Here is a 20,241-nt window from a genome sequence, read left to right as displayed (position 1 = left end):
CGTCGGCTCGGGAAGCAGTCACCACGACGGCAGATCTGTGATGGGCCACGTGTGCTCGCACGGGCAGGCTTCTGATCAGGCCAGCAGGGTGGGCCGGGCCGGCGCCGACGACCACCTGGGGACAGGTCTTGGACAAGACACACCCGCAACCCGAGCGGCCGGATCGACGAAGAGTCACCCAAGTGATCATCGATGCCGAACCCTAACGGCAACCAGCCGAACCGATCACCACACACATAGAAGCGTCTTGGAGTTGTGGCGCCTCAGATGTCCGCTTCGCGGCTTACGCGAGGTGCCACAACTCCAAGATCGACGCGAGTGCGCGGGTAACGCGGACGAGAGCCCGGCCCCCTGCCCCTGCCGCCTTGAGCGTTGCCCGCAACATGAGACGGGCGTTCCACCGAGCGGGACTCACGGAGATCTTGGAAGGAAAGTGCCGCCATGAGGGCCATTTGGCTCCAAGATCTCTTGCAGATCGACGGGAAACGCCCACGCCACGCCGTTGATCTTGCCGTTGCTGCCCCGGCAAAGGCCACAAATCCGGCACTAGAGGGGCCGCAAACTGCAAGATCAGCGAGGCTGGGGGGCGAGGGTGGCGTGGATCAGGACCGTGGCTCGGGCGGACAGGGGGGCCAGCAGCCACTTCAGGGGCTGCTCGTCCTCGGTCGGGTCGATCACCAGGCGGTCGCCGGGGTGCAGATCGAGCTGGGTGGCGATCTCGGCGGCCAGGCGCCGCCACGCGCCGAAGCTGGTGCCGTCCGCCGTGGCCGGGCCGGACGGGTCGACGGCCGTGTAGTCCGGCGGGTCGGTGGGGTGCCGCAGCACCTCGGCCGACCAGTCCAGCCAGCCCGGCGGCACCTCGGCCAGCGGGCCCGGCCCGGTGCCCACCAGGTAGCGGTGTGTCCCCTCGGGTACGTCCTCCAGCCAGTCGTCGAGGCGTTCCGGGGTCACGAACACCGCGTCGTACGGCCGGTCCGCTCCGGGTTCCAGCACCGGCAGACCGGCCAGCGCGCGGGGACGGAACGACACCGTCAGCCCGACCGACCAGGCGCCGAGCAGCACTGCCGCGGTACGCCAGTGCGGCGGCAGCAGCACCGCCACCCGGTCACCGGGGCGCAGCCCGCAGCCGTCGCGGAGCAGCCCGGCGCTGCGGGCCGTCCACTCGCCCAGTTGCGGCCCGGTCAGCTCGGTGCGCTCGCCGGTGGCGTCGTCGAGGTAGGTCAGCAGCGGCTCGTCGGTAGCGACGGCGGCGGGTGCGCGGGTGGCCATCGGATGTGCTCCTCCCTGGCGGTCAGCTCACCCTAGCCGGGTGAACCGGTCGACCAGGAGGGCCAACCGCCGCTCGTGTTCCGCCCGCCGAAGACGGCCGTCGCGCATCAGCGTGACCTGGCCGTGCAGCCCGCTCCAGAACGTCTCGGTGAACGTCTCCAGGTCGTCGTCACCGGCGAACGGGCGCAGCGTCTCGGCCAGCTCGGCGAAGGCCCGGACCAGCTCGACCGGCGTGTCCTGGCTGGCGAAGGAGAGGGCGACGGGAAGGGTGAAGATCGCGTCGTAGAGCGCGGGCCGGCGTTCGGCGAATGCGGCGTACGCCGTGGCGATGCCGACCACCGCGGCCCGCGGGTCGGTCGCGGCGGCCCGGGCGGCGGCGAGTTCGACTGCGAGTTCGGCGCAGCCCTCCACGGCGACCGCCGCCATGATGGCGTCCTTGCCCTTGAAGTGGCTGTAGAGGACGGGCTGGCTGTACTCGATCTCGGCGGCCAGGCGGCGGGTGGTGACCGCGTCCCAGCCCTCCGACTCGGCCAGGTCACGGGCGGCGGTGATGATCGCCCGTTCGCGTTCCGCCCGCTCCCGCTCCCGGCGGGCCCGAATCGACATGACCGAAACTCTAGCACCGCTAGCCAAACTATCGACGCTCTGCTAGCTTCGCTCCTATCCCTAGCGCTGCTAGAAAACGGAGCCGACATGCTCACCCCCATCGCCTACGGGCTCGCCATCGTCCTCAGCCTGTTCATCGTCCTGATCGGCGCACGCTTTCTGCTGGCTCCCCGAGCTGCCGCCGCCGGCTACGGCGTCCCGGCCGCGGAGGGCGCCGGAGATCCCGCGTACCTCACCGTCAAAGGGCTACGTGACCTCACCTACGGCCTGGTCGGCCTCGCCCTGATCGCCTTCACCAGCGCCGACGCCGTCGCCTGGTTCATGCTTGTCGTCGCGCTGGCGCCGCTGGGCGACACCGTCATCGTGCTGCGGCACGGCGGCTCCCGGGCGACCGCCTTCGGCATCCACTTCGCCACCGCCGTGGTCGTCCTCGTCAGCGCCGCCCTGCTGTTCGCGATCTAGCCGGGCCCACCGGTCCGCGGCCGTCGACTTTGGTCGCGGGCCCGGTCGCCCGACGGCCGTATCGAAGGGCCGGATGGCTGCGGGACGGTGCGGCCATGACGACCGAACCCCCGCGCCGGCGGCTGGTGCCGGCGATCGCGTTGCTGCTGCTCGCCCCGTGGACCGCCGAGTGCTCCTGGGGCGGCTTCACCCTCACCGGCATGCCGTTCGTCGTGCTGGTGCTCGCCCCGATGTACGGCGGGGCCGCGCTGCTGATCCGCGAGACGGCCCGGCGGCTCGGGCTCGGCTGGCCGGGGATCGCGCTGCTGGCCGCCGCGTTCGGCGTGGTCCAGGCCGGCCTGGTCGACCAGTCGCTGTTCAACCCCGGGTTCCTGGACGACACCGAGTTCGCCAACACCCGGGCTGCGGCCGAGGCCAGCCTGGTGCCCGGCCCCGGGTTCAGCGCGCGGCAGGCGGTCGACTACGTCGGCAACCACGTGGTGCTGACCATCTGCGCGCCGATCGCGCTCGTCGAGTCGTACCTCGGTGCGGGCCGCCGGACGCGGCCCTGGCTGGGCCGACCGGGGCTGGCCGTGGCGGCGCTGCTCTGGCTCGGCGGCAGCCTGCTGGTGTTCGCCGACGACGGTGGCCGCAAGAACTTCCTGGCCTCGCCGACCCAGTTGGCATTCGCCACCGGCGTGGCGCTGGCCCTGATCACCGCCGCCCTGCTCCGCCGCCGGCACGCCGGGCCGTCACCCGTCGCGCCAGCGCACGGGCCGATGCCCGGGGCGCCAACGCCCGTCGTGCGAACGCCCGCGCCGACGCCCGCCGGAACAACGCTCGCCGGCCGACCGCACGCCGAAGCCGGCCCGCCCCGGCCGGTCTGGCCCGCGCTGGTCGTGGTGGTGGCGTACCTGGGGTCCACTGTCGCCCCGGGCTGGCCGGGAGTCACGCTCGCCCTCGCGCTCGCCACTGTCGCCGCCGTCCTGCTGACGTGCTGGTCCCGGCGGCCCGGCTGGGAGCAGCCGCACGTGCTCGCCACCGGCTCGGCAGGTCTGGTCGTCGCGGCCGCGCTCGCGTACACGGTGCCGACCTATGCCCCGGCGAGCCCGGCGGCGGCGCTGGTGGGTGACGTGGCGATCAGCGTGATCGTGCTGCTGCTGGTCGGCGGCGCGTGGTGGCGGGTCAGCCGGTCGGCAGCTCGGGACCGCCGTCGAGCAGCGGCGCCAGCAGGTCGCCCTGCTTCTCCACTCGCTTGAGCACCTCACCGGCGGTGTACGGCCGGGACGACGGCCGCTTCCCGGCCGCCCCGGCCTCCACCTCGTCCCAGGTCAGCGGCGTCGACACGGCCGGCACCGACTGGGCCCGCAGCGAGTACGGCGCGACTGTCGTCTTCGCCGCGTTGTTCTGGCTCCAGTCGATGAAGACCTTGCCGGGACGCAGGTTCTTCGCCATCTTCGACACGACCAGCTTCGGGTGTGCCTTCTCCAGTTCCTGCGCGATCCGCTTGGCGTAGTCGGAGACGAGTTCGGCGTCCTGCGTGCCGGCGATCGGGCAGCAGAGCTGCATGCCCTTCTTCCCCGACGTCTTCGGGAACGAGGAAATCCCGTCGGAAGCCAGCCGGTCGCGCATCAGCACCGCCACCTGGCAGCACTGCTTGAGCGCCGCCGGGGCGCCCGGGTCCAGATCGACCACCATCATGTCCGGGTGCGCGCCGACCTTCCACTGCGGAGTGTGCAACTCCAGCGCGGCCAGGTTGGCCAGCCACACGAGCGTGGGCAGCTCGTCGCAGACCACGTAGTCGATGGTCTCCCGCCCTTTGCTCGACCCGGGGGCGGGCAGGTTCTCGGTGCGTACCCAGCCGGGGGTCGCGGCGGGCGCGTTCTTCTCGAAGAACGAGCCGCCGTCGACGCCGTTGGGGAACCGGATCCGGGTCAGCGCGCGGTCACGCAGGTGCGGCAGCAGGACGGGGGCGATCCGGGTGTAGTAGTCGATGACCTCGCCCTTGGTGAAGCCGGCCTGCGGGAACAGCACCTTGTCCAGGTTGGACAGCTCCAGCGAGCGCCCCTCGACCTCGACCTTGAGCCGGTCAGCCGGCATCGTCGACCTCCTCGGGCGGCTTGTCCGGGCGCAGGCGCAGGATGCGCGGGAAGCGCAGCCGGCCGTCCGGCGTGCGCTGGCCGTACTTGACCTCCACCACGATCCGGGGACTTACCCAGATCGCGCCGCGGGCATCCTCGCGCGGCACCCCGGCGGCGAACGGCGACGCGGTGGCCCGCAGCGGTTCCAGCTCGCGCAGCAGTTCCCGTTCGATGGCCGCGCCGATCCCGCCGCCGACCCGCCCCCGGTAGATCAGCCGCCCGTCCGGGCCGGGCACGCCGACCAGCAGGCCGCCGACGCGGCGCGCGCCGGGCCGCCAGCCGCCGACCACGAAGTCGCCGGTGACCTCCAGCTTGACCTTCACCCAGTCCGGGGAGCGCACGCCGGGCCGGTAGAGCGAGTCGACCCGCTTGGCCATCACCCCCTCCAGCCCGTGCTCGCCGGCCGCCGCGTAGGTGGCCGGGCCGTCGCCGAAGACCGGCGGCACCGCCCACCGGGCGGCGCCGAGCCCGAGCGCCTCCAGCGCCGCCCGCCGCTCCCGCCACGGCCGGGCGGTCAGGTCCTCGCCGTCGAGCCGCAACAGGTCGAAGATCATGTACGTGACGGGTACGGTCGCCGCGAGCCGCGCCGCCTTGGCCGGGTTGCGCACGTGCATCCGCTCGGCGAGCGCGGTGAACGAGGGCTGCCCGTCGGTGAAGAGCACCACCTCGCCGTCGAGCAGCGCGTCGCCGACCTGCTCGGCCAGGTTGAGCAGTTCCGGGTACGCGGTGGTGATCTCGACGCCGGAGCGGGCGTAGAAGTGCCGGTCGCCGCGTGAGATGTCGGCGAGCGCGCGGACCCCGTCCCACTTGAACTCGTACGCCCAGGCGGCGCCGGCCGGGAGCTGCCCGGTCGTCGCGAGCATCGGCTTCAACGGCGCGCCGGGCACGTTCCGACTGTAGTTGGGTGCCGAAGCGCGTGCGTCCCGTTCGATCATTTGCGATTCTGGTGGTCAACCGGGGAGAGGAGCGCGGAATGCGGGCGATCTGGAAAGGAGCGGTGTCGTTCGGCCTGGTGTCGATCGGGGTGAAGGTCTACTCGGCCACCGAGGAGAAGGACATCCGTTTCCACCAGGTGCACCGTGAGGACGGCGGCCGGATCCGCTACAAGCGCACCTGCTCGGTCTGCGGCGAGGAGGTCACCTACGACGACATCGCCAAGGGGTACGACATCGGCGGCGGCGAGATGGTCATCCTCACCGACGAGGACTTCGCCGACCTGCCGTTGAGCACCTCGCACGCGATCGACGTGCTGGAGTTCGTACCGGCCGAGCAGGTCGATCCGATCCTCTACAACAAGGCGTACTTCCTGGAGCCGGAGGGCTCGGCCACCAAGCCGTACGTGCTGCTGCGTGACGCGCTGTCGGACTCGGAGCGGGTGGCGATCGTCAAGGTGGCGCTGCGCCAGCGGGAGCAGTTGGCGACGCTGCGGGTACGCGAGGGCGTGCTGCTGCTCAACACCATGCTGTGGCCGGACGAGATCCGCCGGCCCGACTTCGGGTTCCTCGACGAGGACCTGAAGGTACGCCCGCCGGAGCTGGCGATGGCCAGTTCGCTGATCGACTCGATGGCCGGCGAGTTCGAGCCGGACGCCTTCACCGACGACTACCGGGCGGCGCTGCAGGAGGTCATCGACGCGAAGGTCGAGGGCCGCGAGGTGGTGCAGCCGGAGGAGGAAGAGGCCGCCCCGGCCGCCGCGGTGGACCTGATGGCCGCGCTGAAGGCGTCCGTGGAGCGGGCCCGGGCGGCCCGGGGCGAGGCGCCGTCCGGCGGCGGGGCCGAGCCCACGCCGATCTCGTCGGCCCGGTCGGCGAAGAAGGCGCCGGCCAGGAAGACGGCCGAGAAGAAGGCGGAGCCGGCGAAGAAGACCGCCGCCAAGAAGACGCCCGCGAAGAAGACGGCGGAGAAGAAGGCCGAGCCGGCCAAGAAGACCGCCGCCAAGAAGACGCCGGCGAAGAAGACGGCCGCGAAGAAGAGCGCCTGACGCGCGTACGGCCGGGGCCCCGCCCCCGGTGGAGAGCGGGGCCGGACCGCTCAGCCTCGGCCGAGCTTCTCGGTCGGGGTGACCCGGACGATGACGCGCTCCTCGCCGGGGCGCCGCCACGGGTACGTGTCCTGGCCGAGGTACTTCTTCGCCATCCGGTCGATGTGCTCGTCGGCGCCCTCGGTGACGAACTCGACGGTGCCCTTGATCCAGAGCGTGCGGAAGTCGTCGGCCTTGTCCGCCACCGAGACCGCGACCACCGGGTTGCGCGACATGTTCAGGTACTTCTGCCGCCCCTTGGCCGTGTTGAACACGATGTGCTCACCGTCGGTGTCCACCCAGACCGGGGTGACGTGCGGGGTGCCGTCGGACTCGACGGTGGCCACGTGCGCGAGCTGCGGCTCGGCGAGCAGGGCCACGTCTTCTTCGCTGAGGATCGCCATGGCCGAAACGTACCCTGTGCGGCGCCCCCGTATCGGTGTCTGTGTCCTGATCGGTGCGGGCGTATGGGCACGCTGGGGGTCCGGGCGGGTACCGTGTGCGCTGGCCTCGGCGGCGGCCCGCCGGGGGCGCACCCACCCACCCTGCAGGGAGTCGACGTGAGCGAGCGTGTGGAGAACCGGTCGGCGGGCCAGGCCCCGGCCACCAAGGCACAGCGGCGGCTGGCCGCCCAGCTGGCCGAGAAGAAGGCAGCCGAGGCGCGTCGCCGCCGGCAGTCGATGCTCGGCGCGGCGGTCGGCGTGCTCGCCGTGGTGGCCCTGGTCGGCGGCCTGGTCTGGCTGAACAGCGGGGACGACGACAAGACGGCCACCGCCGGCTCCTCGGCCAGCCCCACCGCCCCGGCCGAGTCCAGCGAAGTGCCCGCTCAGGAGCTGCCCGCCGGCATCGACCCGGCGCTGAAGACCAAGCCGGCCGTGCAGGCCGGCACCGGCGAGCTGACCAAGCTCACCGTCACCACGCTGGTGAAGGGCACCGGACCGGCGGTGAAGGCCGGGCAGAACATCACCACGAACTACGTGGGCGTGTTCTACAAGGACGGCAAGCAGTTCGACGCGTCGTGGGACAACGGCCAGCCGGCCACCTTCCAGATCGGCGTGGGCCAGGTCATCAAGGGCTGGGACCAGGGCCTGGTCGGCGTGCCGGTGGGCAGCCGGGTGCAGCTGGACCTGCCGGCCGATCTGGCGTACGGCAACGACGCGGCGGGCGGCCGTCCGGCCGGGCCGCTGCGCTTCGTCGTCGACGTGCTGGCTGCGCAGTAGCTCACTCCGGGCTTCCGCCCGGTCACCCTGCGGCAGTAGGTTCATGGTCACCGCGGGCGGTACGCCCGTCCGCGGTGATCTGCTCACCGACGCGGAGGTGCACGTGGCGGCGCTGGACGGGGCCGGGGCGACCCGGCAGATGTGGACGCTGTACGAGCCGGTCCACGCGGTGACCTACTTCCACCCGCGGGCCCGCGCCGCGTTCGAGGCGGTCGGGTTGCGCGGCTACTGGCGCGGCTACTTCGCCGGGCGGGCCGCGCCGCTGGGCGCTGTCGACGCGCCCGCCGTGACTGCTGCGTTCTTCAGCTTCGCGCCGGCCATGGTGACCCGCGCGCTGCCGTCGGTGTGGCGCCTGGCCAGCCCGGAGGAGGCGCTGCGGGCCCGGCTCACCGGCGGTGTGCAGGCGCTCGCCGAGTTCACCTACGAGCTGCCCGAGTCGCACCTGGTCGAGGCCGCCGACCTGCTGGAGGAGGCGGCCGCGCGGGTGGACGTCGCCGGCCGGGTGCTCGGCGCGGTCAACGCCGCCCTGCCCCGGGGCGAGTACCCGCTGGCCCGGCTCTGGCAGGCCGCCACCACGCTGCGCGAGCACCGCGGCGACGGCCACGTGGCGGCGCTGGTGACGACCGGGCTGGAACCGGCCGAGGTGGTGGCCTGGCGGTGCCGGGTCGACCAGTCCCGCGAGTTCCACCAGCCGGCCCGAGGCTGGACCGACGAGCAGTGGGCCGCTGCCGAGCAGGGCCTGGTGGACAAGGGCTGGCTGACCGACGACCTGAGCCCCACGCCGTACGCCACCGAGACGTTCCGCGCGGTCGAGGAGGCCACCGACCGGGCCGCGTCGGGCCCGTGGCGGGCGCTGGGCGCGGAGCGTACCGCCCGGCTGCGGGAGCTGCTGGAGCCGATCGCGACGCGCTGCCGCACGATCATCCCGGCCAAGGCGCCGATCGGCCTGCCGGCGCAGCGGTCGGCCGGAGCCGCGCTGCCACGGTGAGCCGGGCCGCCGGCTGGGGCAGGATGGCGGCATGGTGGACGCGGTGCTTTTCGACCTGGACGGCGTGATCGTGGACTCCGAGCCGGTTTGGGAGGAGGTCCGGCGCGCGTACGTGGCCGAGCACGGCGGCACCTGGCAACCGGACACGCAGCGCCGGCTGATGGGCATGAGCACCGGCGAGTGGGCCGAGTACCTCAGCGGTGAGCTGGGCGTCGACAGGTCGGCCGAGCAGGTCGCCACCGAGGTGGTGACCGAGATGGCCCGGCGGTACGCGCAGCGCGTACCGGTGATCGACGGGGCGGAAGAGGTCGTGCGCCGCATCGCCGCGCGGTGGCCGCTGGGGTTGGCCAGTTCCTCCCCGACCCGGTTGATCGCTGCGGCGCTGGACGCGACGGGCCTGGCCGGCTCGTTCGGGGCGACGCTGTCGACGGAGGAGACCGCCCGGGGCAAGCCGGCGCCGGACGTGTGGCTGGCCGTGGCCGGGCGGCTGGGTGTCGACCCGGCCCGCTGCGTGGCGGTGGAGGACTCGTCGAACGGGGTCCGTTCGGCGGCTGCCGCCGGGTGCCGGGTGGTGGCGGTGCCGCACGGGTCGTACCCGCTCGATCCGGACGCCGAGGCGCTCGCGGCCGTGCTGCTCCCCTCGATCGACGCGCTCACGCCCGAGGTGGTCGAGGGGTGTTAACAAGGGGCCCTTCCTCTACCTGAGGCGTTAACAGGGGGCCCTTCCTTGAATGATCGGCGGGCGGAGGGGTAGCGCAGGTGGGAAGGGGAGGGCGGATGAAGGCGATCGTGTACGAGCGCACCGGGGACGCCTCGGTGCTCCAGGTGGTCGAGCGGCCCGTGCCGGAGCCCGGCCCGGGCGAGGTGCTGGTGCGGATGGCCGTGTCGGGGGTGAATCCGACCGACTGGAAGGCCCGGCAGGCGTGGCCGCTCCCGGCCGGCTGGCAGATCCCGCACCAGGACGGCGCCGGGGTGGTCGAGGCGGTCGGTGAGGGCGTGGACCAGACGCTGATCGGCGAGCGGGTCTGGGTGTGGGAGGCGGCGTGGCAGCGGCCGTGGGGCACCGCAGCGGAGTACACGCTGGTTCCGGTCCGGCACGCGGTGCCGCTCGGTCCGGCGTCGTTCGACCTGGGGGCGGCGCTCGGCATCCCGTTCATGACCGCGCACCGCTGCCTGACCGCCGGCGAGTACATGCCGGACAAGCTGCACGCGGGCGCGCTGAGCGACCACGTGGTGCTGGTGCAGGGCGGCGCGGGCGCGGTGGGCAACGCGGCGATCCAGCTCGCGAGCTGGGCCGACGCCTGTGTCATCGCCACTGTGAGCAGCCCGGAGAAGGCGCAGCTCGCGGCGGCGGCCGGAGCGGACTTCGTGATCAACTATCGCGAGCAGGACGTGGTCGAGGAGGTCCGCAAGGTCGCGCCCGACGGGGTGCACACGATCGTCGAGGTCTCCGCCGCCCGCAACGCCGCCGCCGACGTGCGGATGCTGCGCACCGGCGCGGCGGTCTGCGTGTACGCCGACGACGGCGGCGACGAGGTCACGTTGCCGATCCGGCCGCTGATGGGTCCGAACGCGCGCTGGCAGTTCGTGCTGATCTACACCGCGCCGAAGGTCGCCAAGGCGCAGGCGGTCACGGACATCGCGGCGGCGGTGGCGCAGGGCGCGATCCGGGTCGGTGAGGACGCCGGGCTGCCGCTGCACCGGTATCCGCTGGCGGACGCCGCCGCCGCGCAGCAGGCGGTGCAGGACAGCGTGGTGGGCAAGGTGCTGGTCACCACCGCGGACGAGTAGGCGACCGGATTTCCCCGACAGCCGGACAGACGCGAAGAAGTTTCGCAACAATGACGGTGCGGGTCAGCCCGTAACGGACGGGCGGCCCCGGCGCGGTGCGAACGCCGGGGCCGCCCTCTGGGAGGAATGCCCGTTGGAAACGTGTTCCTGCCCGTGTAGGCGACGGTACGCCCCGAAACGTTACGACGCGGTCAGTTCCCGCACGTCGAGCCCGCCGTCGGCGTACCGCGAGCGCACCACCTTCTTGTCGAACTTGCCGACGCTGGTCTTGGGCACGGCGTCGATGAACGCCCAGCGTTCCGGCAACTGCCAGCGGGCCACCGAGCCGGCCAGGAAGTCCCGCAGCTCCTCGGCGGTCACCGAGGCGCCCTCGCGGACCACCACGGTGGCCAGCGGACGCTCGTCCCAGCGCTCGTCCGGCACACCCACCACGCACGCCTCCAGCACCGCCGGGTGCGCCATCAGGGCGTTCTCCAGCTCGACCGAGGAGATCCACTCCCCGCCCGACTTGATCACGTCCTTGGCGCGGTCGGTGAGCGTGATGTAGCCGTCCGGCGAGAGCGTGCCGACGTCACCGGTGCGCAGCCAGCCGTCCCGGAACTTCTCCTCCTCCGGCACGTCGTCGCCGATGTACCGGGCCGTCACCCACGGCCCGCGCACCTCCAGCTCGCCCACCGACGTCCCGTCGGCGGGCAGCGGCTCACCCGCCGGGCCGACGATCCGCGCGGTCACGCCCGCCGGGACGCGGCCCTGCGTGTAGCGGTAGCGCCAGGCGTCGTCGCCGGTCGCGCCGGCCGGCGCCCGGGACACCGAGCCCAGCGGCGACATCTCGGTCATGCCCCAGGCGTGGATGACGTCGATGCCGTAGCGGTCGTGGAACGCGTGCATCAGCGCCGGCGGGCAGGCCGACCCGCCCACGATGACCTCCTTCAGCGAGGAGAGGTCCACCTCGTGCGCGTCCAGGTAGGCCAGCAGGTCGGTCCAGATGGTCGGCACCGCGCCCGCGAGCGTGGGGCGCTCGGCGGCGATCATCGCGGCGATCGGCTCGGCCTGGAGGAACCGGTCCGGCATGATCAGTGAGGCGCCGGAGAGGAAGGCCGCGTACGGCAGGCCCCAGGACATCGCGTGGAACATCGGGACGATGGCCAGCTCACGGTCGTTCGGGCCGAGGCCGAAGCCCTCCGGCATGCAGACCTGGAGCGAGTGCAGGTAGATCGAGCGGTGCGAGTAGGCGACGCCCTTGGGGTGGCCGGTGGTGCCCGAGGTGTAGCAGAGCGCGGCGGCGTCGCGTTCGTCCACCTCCGGCCAGTCGTAGTGGTCGGGGCGGTCGGCCAGCAGCGCGTCCCAGTGGTGCACGGTGATCCGGTCACCGGCCGCGGCCAGCAGCGGAGCCGGGTCGCCGCCGCCGACCACCACCACATGCGCCACGCCTGTCATCTCGCCGATCACCCGGGCGAGCAGCGGGATGAGCGTGGTGTCGACGAGCACCACGCGGTCCTCGGCGTGGTTGGCGATGTAGGAGACCTGGTCGGGGAAGAGCCGGATGTTGAGCGTGTGCAGCACCGCCCCCATGCTCGGCACGGCGAAGTAGGCCACCAGGTGCTCGTTGTTGTTCCACATGAACGTCGCGACCCGCTCGTCGCCGGTCACGCCGCACTCCTCGCGCAGCGCGTGGGCCAGCCGGGCGGCCGTGCGGCCGACCTCCGCGTACGTCATCCGGCGGGGCTCGGCGCCGGTCCAGGTGACCACCTCGGCCGTGCCGTGCACGGTGGCGCCGTGTTCGAGGATCCGGGCGACCTGAAGGGGGGCGTCCATCATCGTGCTACGCATGGGTAACAAAGTAGTGGCGGCGGTCACATCTACGGAACCCCCCGGAACCACCGAGGTGATCGCGGATGATGCGTAGATTGTCCGGGTGAGCATCTCGTGGGCCGACTCGTACGTGGGGCAACTCCGCGCCCTGGCCGGTGACCGCACCCTGATGTTCGTCGGCGCCCGCGCCGTGGTGCGCGACAACGCCGCACGGGTGCTGCTGATCCAGCGCTCCGACAACGGCCAGTGGGCACTGCCGGCCGGCGCCATGGAGCTCGGCGAGTCGATCGCCGACTGCGCGGTCCGGGAGGTGCGCGAGGAGACCGGCCTGCGGGCGCTGCGGGTCAGCGCGTTCGCGCTCTACACCGGCCCGGACCGCACCCACACCAACATGTACGGGCACACGTACCAGGTCTTCACCGCCGCGTTCCGGGTCGACGAGTGGGACGGCGAGCTGGACCGGTTCACCGACGAGACCACCGACGCCGGCTTCTTCCGTGCGGCGGACTTCCCGCACCCGCTCTCGTCGAGCGTCCACGAGACACTCGCCGACCTGGACGTGTTCGAGCAGACGAACCGGCTGATCCTCAAATAGCCGCCGGTCACAGCATCGTCTGCGACTTCGCCTCCATGTCCGCGGCGGCCTCCTCCTTCGACTCCTTGGTGAGCGGCTTGCCGCCCGGCGCGGGGGCCTTGCCGCCGATCGGGTCGGCGCCGCCGGTGGCGCCCTGCGGACCGGTACCGCGCAACTGGTGGTTCGGCATCGCCAGCGTGACCAGCACCGCGACGATCGCGATCAGCCCGGTGGTCAGGAAGACCAGGTGCAGCGACTCGACGAACGCGGCCTGCACGGCGGCGCGTACCGGGGCGGGCAGGGCCAGGATGGCCGCCGGGTCGTTGATCGAGAAGTTCCCGCCGGCCGACACCGCGGCCCGCTGCTCCGGCGGAAGCTGCGCGAGCGCGCCCGGCAGCCGGCCGGCCAGTTCGGAGGTGAGCCGGGACGACAGCACCGCGCCGAGGATGGCCACGCCGAACGAGCCGCCGAGCGACCGGAAGAACGTGGCCGAGGAGGTGCCCGCGCCCAGGTCGCGCACGCTCACCGCGTTCTGCACCGCGAGGATCAGCGACTGCATGCACAGGCCCAGCCCGATGCCGATCACCACCATGTAGCCGAACGCGGCCCAGAGCGAGGTGGCCACCCGCAGCTGCTGGAACAGCAGCATGCCGACCACCAGCACGGCCGCGCCCGCCACCGGGAACCACTTGTACCTGCCGATCCGGCTCATCGCCCGGCCGGTGACGATCGAGGTGATGATGACGCCGGCCATCATCGGCAACATCAGCAGACCGCTGCGGGTCGGCGAGGCGCCCTTGACGATCTGGAGGTAGAGCGGGATGAAGATGATCGACCCGAACATCACCAGACCGAGGACGAAGCCCGCCGCGTTGGCGAGCGCGAACGTGGCGCTGCGGAACAACCGCAGCGGCAGGATCGGTTCCCGGGTCCGCGCCTCCTGGACGACGAACAGCACACCCAGCACCACGCCCGCGGCGAACAGGCCGACGATCACGCCGGAACCCCAGGCGTACTCGGCGCCGCCCCAGCTCAGCGCCAGCAGCAGGCAGCTCACCCCGGCGACCAGCAGCGCCGCGCCGATCCAGTCGACTGTGTGCTCCCGGCGCTCGAACGGCACCAGCCGCATCACGTGCCAGCAGACCACGATGGCGAGGATCGCCAGCGGCACGTTGATGTAGAAGATCCACCGCCAGTTGGTCTCCGCGAAGTAACCGCCGACGAGCGGCCCGGCCACCGAGGACACGCCGAACACCGCGCCGAACAACCCCTGGTAGCGACCACGCTCCCGGGGCGAGACCACGTCCGAGATGATGGTGAACGCCAGCGTCATCAGGCCACCCGCGCCGATACCCTGCACGCCGCGCGTGACGATCAGCTGGGTCATGTTCTGCGACAGCCCGGCCAGCAACGAACCGAGCAGGAACATGCCGATCGAGAACAGGAAGACCGGCCGGCGTCCGTACAGGTCGGCCATCTTGCCGTACAGCGGCGTCGAGGCGGTCGAGGCCAGCAGGTACGCGGTGACCACCCACGAGTAGTGGTTGATGCCGCCCAGCTCCCCCACGATCGTCGGCAGCGCGGTGCCGACGATGGTCTGGTCGAGCGCCGCCAGCAGCATGCCGGTCATCAGACCGAACATCAGCAGGCGGATCTGGCGGGCGGGCAGCGCGGGCGGGGCGGTCTGGGCGGTCATCCCGCTTCCTATCCCACCGGGGGCGGATCATGCCCCCGGTGGGCCTGTGACTTTTCTCAGGCGGCGTGCCGGCCCTCGGCGAACTCCTCCACGATCTTGACGCAGAACGCCGGGAGGTCGTCCGGCTTGCGGCTGCTGACCAGCCCGTTGTCGGTGACGACCTCCTTGTCGACCCAGTTCGCGCCGGCGTTGGTGAGGTCGGTGCGCAGGCTCGGCCAGGAGGTGATGGTGCGGCCCCGCACCACGTCCGCCTCGACCAGCGTCCACGGGCCGTGGCAGATCACCCCGACCGGCTTGCCGGCGTCGAAGAATGACTTCACGAACCGGACCGCGTCCGGGTCCGCGCGCAGGAAGTCCGGGTTCGCCACGCCACCGGGCAGGACCAGACCGTCGTACGCCCCGGCGTCCGCCTCCTTGACGGTGACGTCGACCTGGTACTGCTTGCCGTGGTCGAGGTGGTTGAAGGCCTGGATCGAGCCGGAGTCGAGGGAGACCAGCTCGACCTGAGCGCCGGCGTTCTCCACCGCCTCCCGGGGCTGGGTGTACTCGACCTCCTCGACGCCGTCGGCGGCCAGGAAGGCGATGCGCTTGCCCTGAAGTGTCGCTGCCATGCTCTTCTCCTCTCCGGGGTATGTCTGAACCGTTCCCCCGGCCGATGCGGCGAAACCGGACGCACCGGGTGGCCCCCGTCGCATCCCCGCCCACCCCGCCGGCGCTCAGGTTTGGCCCGACGGCCTGGGGGGATCCGCAGAGGCATGGCAGGAGCAGCAGCGGAAGAGCGCCGGCTGGCCACCGTGGTGGCGAGCTGGCAGCAGCGTCCCGTGCTGGTCGTCGGGGACGCCATGCTGGACGAGTGGCGGTTCGCCGAGTCGGAGCGGCTCTGCCGCGAGGCGCCCGCGCCGGTCCTCACCCTGCGGCGGCGGATCTCCGCGGCCGGGGGCGCCGCCAACACGGCGGTGAACGTCGCGGCGCTCGGCGGCCGGGCCGCGCTGGTCGCCCCGGTCGGCGCCGACGTGGCCGGTGACGAGCTGCACGACTGCCTGGACCGCGCGGCGGTCTGGGACCGTACGGTGAGCCAGCCCGGCCGCCCGACGCCGGTCAAGCGGCGGATGCTCGCCGGCAACCAGATCCTGCTCCGGGAGGACTCCGGCGGCCCGGAGGACGCGCTGGACGACGACGGGGTGGCACGGCTGCTGACCGCGCTGCACTGCGCCACCGAGGAGCTGCGCGCCGTCGCGCCGGGACAGCCGCTCACGCTCGTGGTCTGCGACTACGGACTGGGTGCCCTGCCGTCGGCGGTGCGCGCCTGGCTGGTCGCCAACCGGGACCGCTACGGCACCGTGGCGCTGGACGCGCACGACCTGGCCGACTGGCGGGGACTGAACCCGACTGTGGTGACGCCGAGCTTCGCCGAGGCGACCCGGCTGCTGGCCCGCGCCGCCGCCGGTTTCGCGCACGGCGAGCGCAACGCCGTACCCAATGGTGGTGACCTGCACCTGGACCACCCGCCGGAGGCCGACGGCCCGTCCGAGCTGATGGTCGGCGCGGCGCCCGGCGGCTCCGGCGACCGCGCGCCTGGCAGCCCGCACCCGACCTCGGGCGCGCCCGCCACCCGGGCCACCGGCGGCTCGACCGGCCCGACCGGCGAGCCGACGCCCGGCGAGGAACGGGTGGCGTTCACCGGGGACGGTCTGAGCGTCACCGGCACCGGCGTGACGGTGAGCGCGACCGCCGGCACCGGCGTGGACCGGGCCGTGCTGGCCGAGTCGCGCCTGCCCGAGCTGCGCGCGCACACCGGCGCGGACGTGGTGGCGGTGACCCTGGACACCGAGGGCGCGGTGGTCGGCGGCGCCGAGGGTGAGCCCCGGCGCAGCCACAGCACCCCGGTCCCGGCCAGCCATGCGGTGGGCGCCGGGGACGCGTACCTGGCGGCCATGACGCTGGCGCTCGCCGCCGACTCGGGCCTGCCCACCGCCGCCCAGCTCGCGCAGCTCGCCGCCACCATCACGGTGGCCGACACCGGCACCTGCGTGTGCCGCCGGGAGGACCTGCTCGCCGCGCTCGGCACCGGCCCGGAGGAGGGCGGGCATCCGGCGCTGGTCGGCGCCGACGAACTGGCCGCGCTGGTGGACGAGCACCGGCAGGCCGGCCGGTCGGTGGTGTTCACCAACGGCTGCTTCGACGTGCTGCACCCGGGCCACGTCCGCTACCTGACCCAGGCCCGCGCGCTCGGTGACCTGCTGATCGTGGCGGTCAACTCGGACGGCAGCGTCCGCCGGCTCAAGGGCGCGGACCGGCCGGTCAACCCGGTCGAGGACCGCATCGCGTTGCTGGCGGCGCTGGCCTGCGTCGACCACGTGGTGGTCTTCGAGGAGGACTCGCCGGCCCGGCTGATCGAGGCGGTCCGGCCGGACGTCTACGTCAAGGGCGGCGACTACCCGCCGGAGATGGTGCCGGAGGCGCCGCTGGTGCGGCGGCTGGGCGGGCAGGTACGCACGCTCGGGTACGTGCCGGACCGCTCCACCTCGGCGATCATCGACCGGATCCGCGCCCAGTCGCACAGCATGACCGAACGCACCGAACGCACCGAGCGAAGCGAGGGCAGCCCCGTGGGCGAAGGCAGGCCGGCGTGACCCGACCGCTCGACCCGGGCACGCCCGGGCAGTTCCGGCAGCACCGCCGCCTCGACGTGCTGATCCCCACCCGCAACCGGCCCGCCGAACTGGCTGTCACCCTCTCCGGGCTGGCCGCCCAGGAGGGCGTACCCGGCTTCGGGGTGGTGGTCAGCGACCAGTCCGATGGCGAGCCCGCGTACGCGCACCCGGCCGCCGCCACGATGGTCCGGGCGTTGCGGCACCGGGGGCACCCGGTGCTGCTGACCCGGCGGCTGCCCCGGCGGGGCCTGGCCGAACACCGGTCCTACCTGCTGGCCCAGTCGGCGGCGGACGCCGTGCTCTGCCTAGACGACGACGTGTGGCTGGAGCCGGGCACGCTGTCCCGGCTGGTCACCGCGCTGGACGAGCTGGGCTGCGGGTTCGTCGGCAACGCGGTGCACGGGCTCTCCTACGCCGACGACGTCCGCCCGGAGACGCACGAGCACTACGAGGAGTGGACCGGGCGGCCGGTGCCGGAACGCATCCTGCCCGGTACGCCGGAATGGCATCGGGCCTCCATCCACCCGGCCGCGAACCTGCTGCACGTCACCGAGAAGCTGAACCTGCCGCCGGGGCAGTGGCGCGCGTACAAGGTGTCCTGGATCGGCGGCTGCGTGCTCTACGACCGGGCGAAGCTGGTCGAGGCCGGTGGCTTCGACTTCTGGGAGCGGCTGCCCGACCGGCACCAGGGCGAGGACGTCGCCGCCCAGCTCGCGGTGCTGGCGCGCCACGGCGGCGCCGGTGTGCTGCCCAGCGGGGCCTACCACCTGGAGTCGCCGACCACTGTCACCGAGCGGGACGTGGAGGCGTGGGAAGTGGTGCTCAGCGAGTCGACGGCGGAGGTGTGAGCAGCTCGCGGGCCGCCTCGATCACCTCGGCGGCGGGGACGTCGGCCACGAACGACACCCGGTGCGGGCACTCCCCGTCGCCGGGCCGGTGCGGGTAGATCCCCGGTGTGCAGTCGACGCCGCAGACCGGGCAGTGGGTGGTCCAGGCGGCGATCGGGCGGTGCCGGCCGCGCAGCGGCGAAGCCCCGTTGATCAGGTTGCCGACCCAGAACACACCGACAGTCGGCGCGCCCACGGCGGCGGCCAGGTGCAGCGGGCCGGTGTCGTTGGAGACCACCAGCGCGCAGTCCGCGTACGCGGCGGCCAGCGCCCCGAGGCTGAGCGTGCCGACCTGCGGACGTACCGGCACGCCGGCGGCCGCCACCACCGCGTCCACCGTCTCCTGCTCGGCGGGAGTGCCGGTGACCAGCACCTCGTACCCGTCTCCGGTCAGCTCGCGGGCGACCTCGGCGAAGCATTCCGGCGGCCAGCGCCGCCGCGTGTCGGTGGCGCCCGGGTGCAGCGCGACCCGGGGCCGGGTGGGTTCGCCGAGCACGGCGGCGGCCTCCGCCCGGTCGGCGGCGGTGACCGCCAGCGACGGGGTGATCGTGGTGGCCGACGCGCCGACCAGCGCGGCGACCTCCAGGTAACGGATCACCTCGTGCTGGTAGTAGACGTAGCGCAGCCAGCGGTCGAGCGGCGGCGCGCCCTCGGCCCGCAGGCCGGCGGTGACCCGCGCGCCCAGGCCCGCCACCAGCGGATTGGAGTTCGCGCCACCGCCGTGCACCTGCAACGCCAGGTCGAACCGCTCGGCACGGGCCGCGGCCAGGAACTCCGCGACGTCTCCCGGCTCCTCGCCGGCGCCGGGATCGCGGATGCCGGGCGCCGCCGGCACCACCAGCACCCGGTCCACCGGGCCGGGCCGGTCGCGCCAGAGCGCCGCGTGCCACGGCGCGCCGAGCAGCACGATCTCCGCCGACGGGTACGCCGACCGCAGCGCGTCCAGCGCCGGCAGCACGAAGATGAAGTCGCCGAGCGCGTTGGCGCGCAGCACGGCGATGCGCTCGACGTCGGGTACGCGCTCGCCGACCGGACCGAGCAGCGCTGGACTGGTCACGCGGCCCCTACGGCCGGTCGATCTCGTCGAGCGCGGTGTCCGGGTGGTGCAGCTCCCGGTCCGCGGCCGGGTCGGCCGGCATCGGCGTACGGTCGACGCTCGCGCGCGGGCCGGTGCGGCCGACGGTGATGGTGCGCGGCGTGGGCCGGGCCGCCCGGGGCAGCCGCACCCGCAGCAGACCGTGGTCCATCACCGCGTCGATCCGGTCCGGGTCCACGCGGGACGGCAGGTCGACGCGGTACTCGAAGCCGCGCGTGGTGAACCCGCCCGGGATGCCGTGGTCGGCGTTGACCTCGGCCTCCGACCGGGCGCGCACGCACAGCTCCCGGTCGTCCAGTTCGACGGCGACCTCCTCCGGCGCCACGCCGGGCAGCCGGACGACGACCTCCCAGCCGTCTGCCGTCTCGGCCAGATCCACGTCCTGGCCGCCGGAGCGTCCGCCGACCAGCCGGCTCAGCTCGGAGCGCAGCGACTGCAGCTCGCCCATCGGGTCCCAACCCTGCTGGCGGCCACGCCAGCCCCGTCCGCCGTTCTGTTCGGTCATCGCACGTCTCCGATCCGCTGGGTCGCCGAGGGGGATCGCAGCGAGCTCGGCGCGTTCAGATCGTGCTCCGGGTCGACGCCGACGCCGAGCCGGTCCACCAGCTCACCGCCGAGCCAGGCGCTGACCCCGAGGATCGCCACGGCGACCACCTCGATGGCGATCAGCGCGCCACCGGCGGCCCGCGAGTCGGCGTTGAGCCGGACCACCCAGACCGCGGCGAACAGCAGGATCACCGCCACGTTGGCGGCGGCGTGGGTGAGCCCGACCCGCTTCGCGCGGGTGCCGACCGGCAGGGCGAGCAGGTCGAACGCCCCGGCCGCGGCGGCCAGCAGGCCGCCGATCAGGCCGACTGTGATGTTCCAGTACGCGACCTCGCCGAGGAAGTCCGGACCGCCCACGGTGTCCACCACATCGAAGATCACCGCGGTAACCAGAAGCGCCACCGGGAACATCACGAGCATCGGATGCACGGGATGGCCGAGCACCTTCAGTCGGCTCTCCATCTCGGCCTCCATCCGTCGCGTCCGGACGCACGCTGCGA

21 protein-coding genes are annotated in these 20,241 nt (G+C 73.0%); 10 read left to right on the top strand and 11 right to left on the bottom strand.

Going from position 1 to position 20,241, the window contains the following annotated elements:
• Positions 1-570: 570 nt before the first annotated feature.
• Both MicB006_RS02480 and MicB006_RS02475 read right to left on the bottom strand, forming a co-directional pair.
• Complete coding sequence (locus tag MicB006_RS02480; protein ID WP_116503564.1) at positions 571-1,269, bottom strand: TIGR03089 family protein; 699 nt, start codon at positions 1,267-1,269, stop codon at positions 571-573.
• 27 nt (positions 1,270-1,296) lie between these two features.
• Positions 1,297-1,875 carry a TetR/AcrR family transcriptional regulator gene (locus tag MicB006_RS02475; RefSeq protein WP_116503563.1) on the bottom strand — a complete coding sequence of 193 codons (579 nt, stop codon included), beginning with the start codon at positions 1,873-1,875 and terminating at the stop codon, positions 1,297-1,299.
• An 87-nt stretch (positions 1,876-1,962) separates the two neighbouring features.
• Here MicB006_RS02475 and MicB006_RS02470 point away from each other — a divergent pair, with 87 nt between their 5' ends.
• Positions 1,963-2,337, top strand: coding sequence for a DUF4267 domain-containing protein (locus MicB006_RS02470; protein ID WP_116503561.1), 375 nt, complete (start codon positions 1,963-1,965; stop codon positions 2,335-2,337).
• A gap of 95 nt (positions 2,338-2,432) precedes the next feature.
• Complete coding sequence (locus MicB006_RS02465) at positions 2,433-3,575, top strand: hypothetical protein (RefSeq protein ID WP_116503559.1); 1,143 nt, start codon at positions 2,433-2,435, stop codon at positions 3,573-3,575.
• On the opposite strand, the gene ligD (MicB006_RS02460) is transcribed toward MicB006_RS02465, so the two are convergent.
• Together ligD (MicB006_RS02460) and ligD (MicB006_RS02455) are read right to left on the bottom strand one after the other, a co-directional pair.
• Positions 3,502-4,416: a non-homologous end-joining DNA ligase gene (gene ligD / locus MicB006_RS02460; protein WP_116503557.1), complete on the bottom strand. Its 915-nt coding sequence runs from the start codon at positions 4,414-4,416 to the stop codon at positions 3,502-3,504. The genes MicB006_RS02465 and ligD (MicB006_RS02460) overlap by 74 nt on opposite strands.
• The gene (gene ligD / locus MicB006_RS02455; protein WP_116511107.1) at positions 4,406-5,344 is read right to left on the bottom strand and encodes a non-homologous end-joining DNA ligase; all 939 of its coding nucleotides are present in this window, start codon (positions 5,342-5,344) and stop codon (positions 4,406-4,408) included. The genes ligD (MicB006_RS02460) and ligD (MicB006_RS02455) overlap by 11 nt, the downstream gene beginning before the upstream one ends.
• Positions 5,345-5,430: 86 nt before the next feature.
• Here ligD (MicB006_RS02455) and MicB006_RS02450 point away from each other — a divergent pair, with 86 nt between their 5' ends.
• Complete coding sequence (locus MicB006_RS02450; protein ID WP_116503555.1) at positions 5,431-6,438, top strand: Ku protein; 1,008 nt, start codon at positions 5,431-5,433, stop codon at positions 6,436-6,438.
• 50 nt (positions 6,439-6,488) lie between these two features.
• On the opposite strand, the gene MicB006_RS02445 is transcribed toward MicB006_RS02450, so the two are convergent.
• Positions 6,489-6,881: a PPOX class F420-dependent oxidoreductase gene (locus MicB006_RS02445; RefSeq protein WP_073826123.1), complete on the bottom strand. Its 393-nt coding sequence runs from the start codon at positions 6,879-6,881 to the stop codon at positions 6,489-6,491.
• Between the two features lie 63 nt (positions 6,882-6,944).
• Between MicB006_RS02445 and MicB006_RS02440 the strand changes: the two genes are divergently transcribed.
• From MicB006_RS02440 to MicB006_RS02425, 4 genes are all read left to right on the top strand, one after another.
• Positions 6,945-7,697, top strand: coding sequence for an FKBP-type peptidyl-prolyl cis-trans isomerase (locus tag MicB006_RS02440; protein ID WP_116503553.1), 753 nt, complete (start codon positions 6,945-6,947; stop codon positions 7,695-7,697).
• 139 nt (positions 7,698-7,836) lie between these two features.
• A complete protein-coding gene (locus tag MicB006_RS02435; protein ID WP_192900254.1) occupies positions 7,837-8,685 on the top strand; it encodes a hypothetical protein in 849 nt (282 codons plus the stop codon).
• Between the two features lie 31 nt (positions 8,686-8,716).
• Complete coding sequence (locus MicB006_RS02430) at positions 8,717-9,367, top strand: HAD family phosphatase (RefSeq protein WP_116503549.1); 651 nt, start codon at positions 8,717-8,719, stop codon at positions 9,365-9,367.
• Positions 9,368-9,462: 95 nt separating this feature from the next.
• Entirely contained in the window at positions 9,463-10,476 is a 1,014-nt protein-coding gene (locus tag MicB006_RS02425; protein WP_116503547.1) for an NADPH:quinone reductase, read from the top strand.
• Positions 10,477-10,656: 180 nt separating this feature from the next.
• Here the strand turns inward: MicB006_RS02425 and MicB006_RS02420 are convergent, their stop codons facing one another.
• Positions 10,657-12,306: a fatty acid--CoA ligase gene (locus tag MicB006_RS02420; RefSeq protein ID WP_116503545.1), complete on the bottom strand. Its 1,650-nt coding sequence runs from the start codon at positions 12,304-12,306 to the stop codon at positions 10,657-10,659.
• Between the two features lie 85 nt (positions 12,307-12,391).
• On the opposite strand from MicB006_RS02420, the gene MicB006_RS02415 reads away from it, so the two are divergent.
• Positions 12,392-12,883: an NUDIX domain-containing protein gene (locus tag MicB006_RS02415; protein WP_116503543.1), complete on the top strand. Its 492-nt coding sequence runs from the start codon at positions 12,392-12,394 to the stop codon at positions 12,881-12,883.
• Between the two features lie 7 nt (positions 12,884-12,890).
• Here MicB006_RS02415 and MicB006_RS02410 read toward each other — a convergent pair whose 3' ends face one another.
• Positions 12,891-14,558 (bottom strand): MDR family MFS transporter, encoded by a 1,668-nt coding sequence (locus tag MicB006_RS02410; RefSeq protein WP_116503541.1) that lies wholly within the window; start codon positions 14,556-14,558, stop codon positions 12,891-12,893.
• 56 nt (positions 14,559-14,614) lie between these two features.
• Positions 14,615-15,169 (bottom strand): type 1 glutamine amidotransferase domain-containing protein, encoded by a 555-nt coding sequence (locus MicB006_RS02405; RefSeq protein ID WP_116503539.1) that lies wholly within the window; start codon positions 15,167-15,169, stop codon positions 14,615-14,617.
• Between the two features lie 144 nt (positions 15,170-15,313).
• Here MicB006_RS02405 and rfaE2 point away from each other — a divergent pair, with 144 nt between their 5' ends.
• Both rfaE2 and MicB006_RS02395 read left to right on the top strand, forming a co-directional pair.
• Complete coding sequence (gene rfaE2 / locus MicB006_RS02400; RefSeq protein WP_225980616.1) at positions 15,314-17,191, top strand: D-glycero-beta-D-manno-heptose 1-phosphate adenylyltransferase; 1,878 nt, start codon at positions 15,314-15,316, stop codon at positions 17,189-17,191.
• Positions 17,188-18,060: a glycosyltransferase family 2 protein gene (locus MicB006_RS02395; protein ID WP_116503537.1), complete on the top strand. Its 873-nt coding sequence runs from the start codon at positions 17,188-17,190 to the stop codon at positions 18,058-18,060. The genes rfaE2 and MicB006_RS02395 overlap by 4 nt, the downstream gene beginning before the upstream one ends.
• Here the strand turns inward: MicB006_RS02395 and MicB006_RS02390 are convergent.
• From MicB006_RS02390 to MicB006_RS02380, 3 genes are read right to left on the bottom strand one after another with little or no spacing between them, the layout of a single operon-like run.
• Entirely contained in the window at positions 18,035-19,156 is a 1,122-nt protein-coding gene (locus tag MicB006_RS02390) for a glycosyltransferase family 9 protein (RefSeq protein ID WP_116503535.1), read from the bottom strand. The two genes, MicB006_RS02395 and MicB006_RS02390, sit on opposite strands and share 26 nt — an antisense overlap.
• A gap of 7 nt (positions 19,157-19,163) precedes the next feature.
• Positions 19,164-19,700, bottom strand: a complete 537-nt coding sequence (locus MicB006_RS02385) for an Hsp20/alpha crystallin family protein (protein WP_116503533.1) — start codon at positions 19,698-19,700, stop codon at positions 19,164-19,166.
• Positions 19,697-20,203: a DUF2231 domain-containing protein gene (locus tag MicB006_RS02380; RefSeq protein ID WP_116511105.1), complete on the bottom strand. Its 507-nt coding sequence runs from the start codon at positions 20,201-20,203 to the stop codon at positions 19,697-19,699. The genes MicB006_RS02385 and MicB006_RS02380 overlap by 4 nt, the downstream gene beginning before the upstream one ends.
• Positions 20,204-20,241: the final 38 nt, after the last annotated feature.

The sequence above is a fragment of the Micromonospora sp. B006 genome (genome assembly GCF_003408515.1).
GTDB lineage: Bacteria > Actinomycetota > Actinomycetes > Mycobacteriales > Micromonosporaceae > Micromonospora > Micromonospora echinospora_A.
The sequence above is the reverse complement of the archived record's forward strand: the minus strand, read 5'-3'. Positions and strand labels throughout refer to the sequence as shown.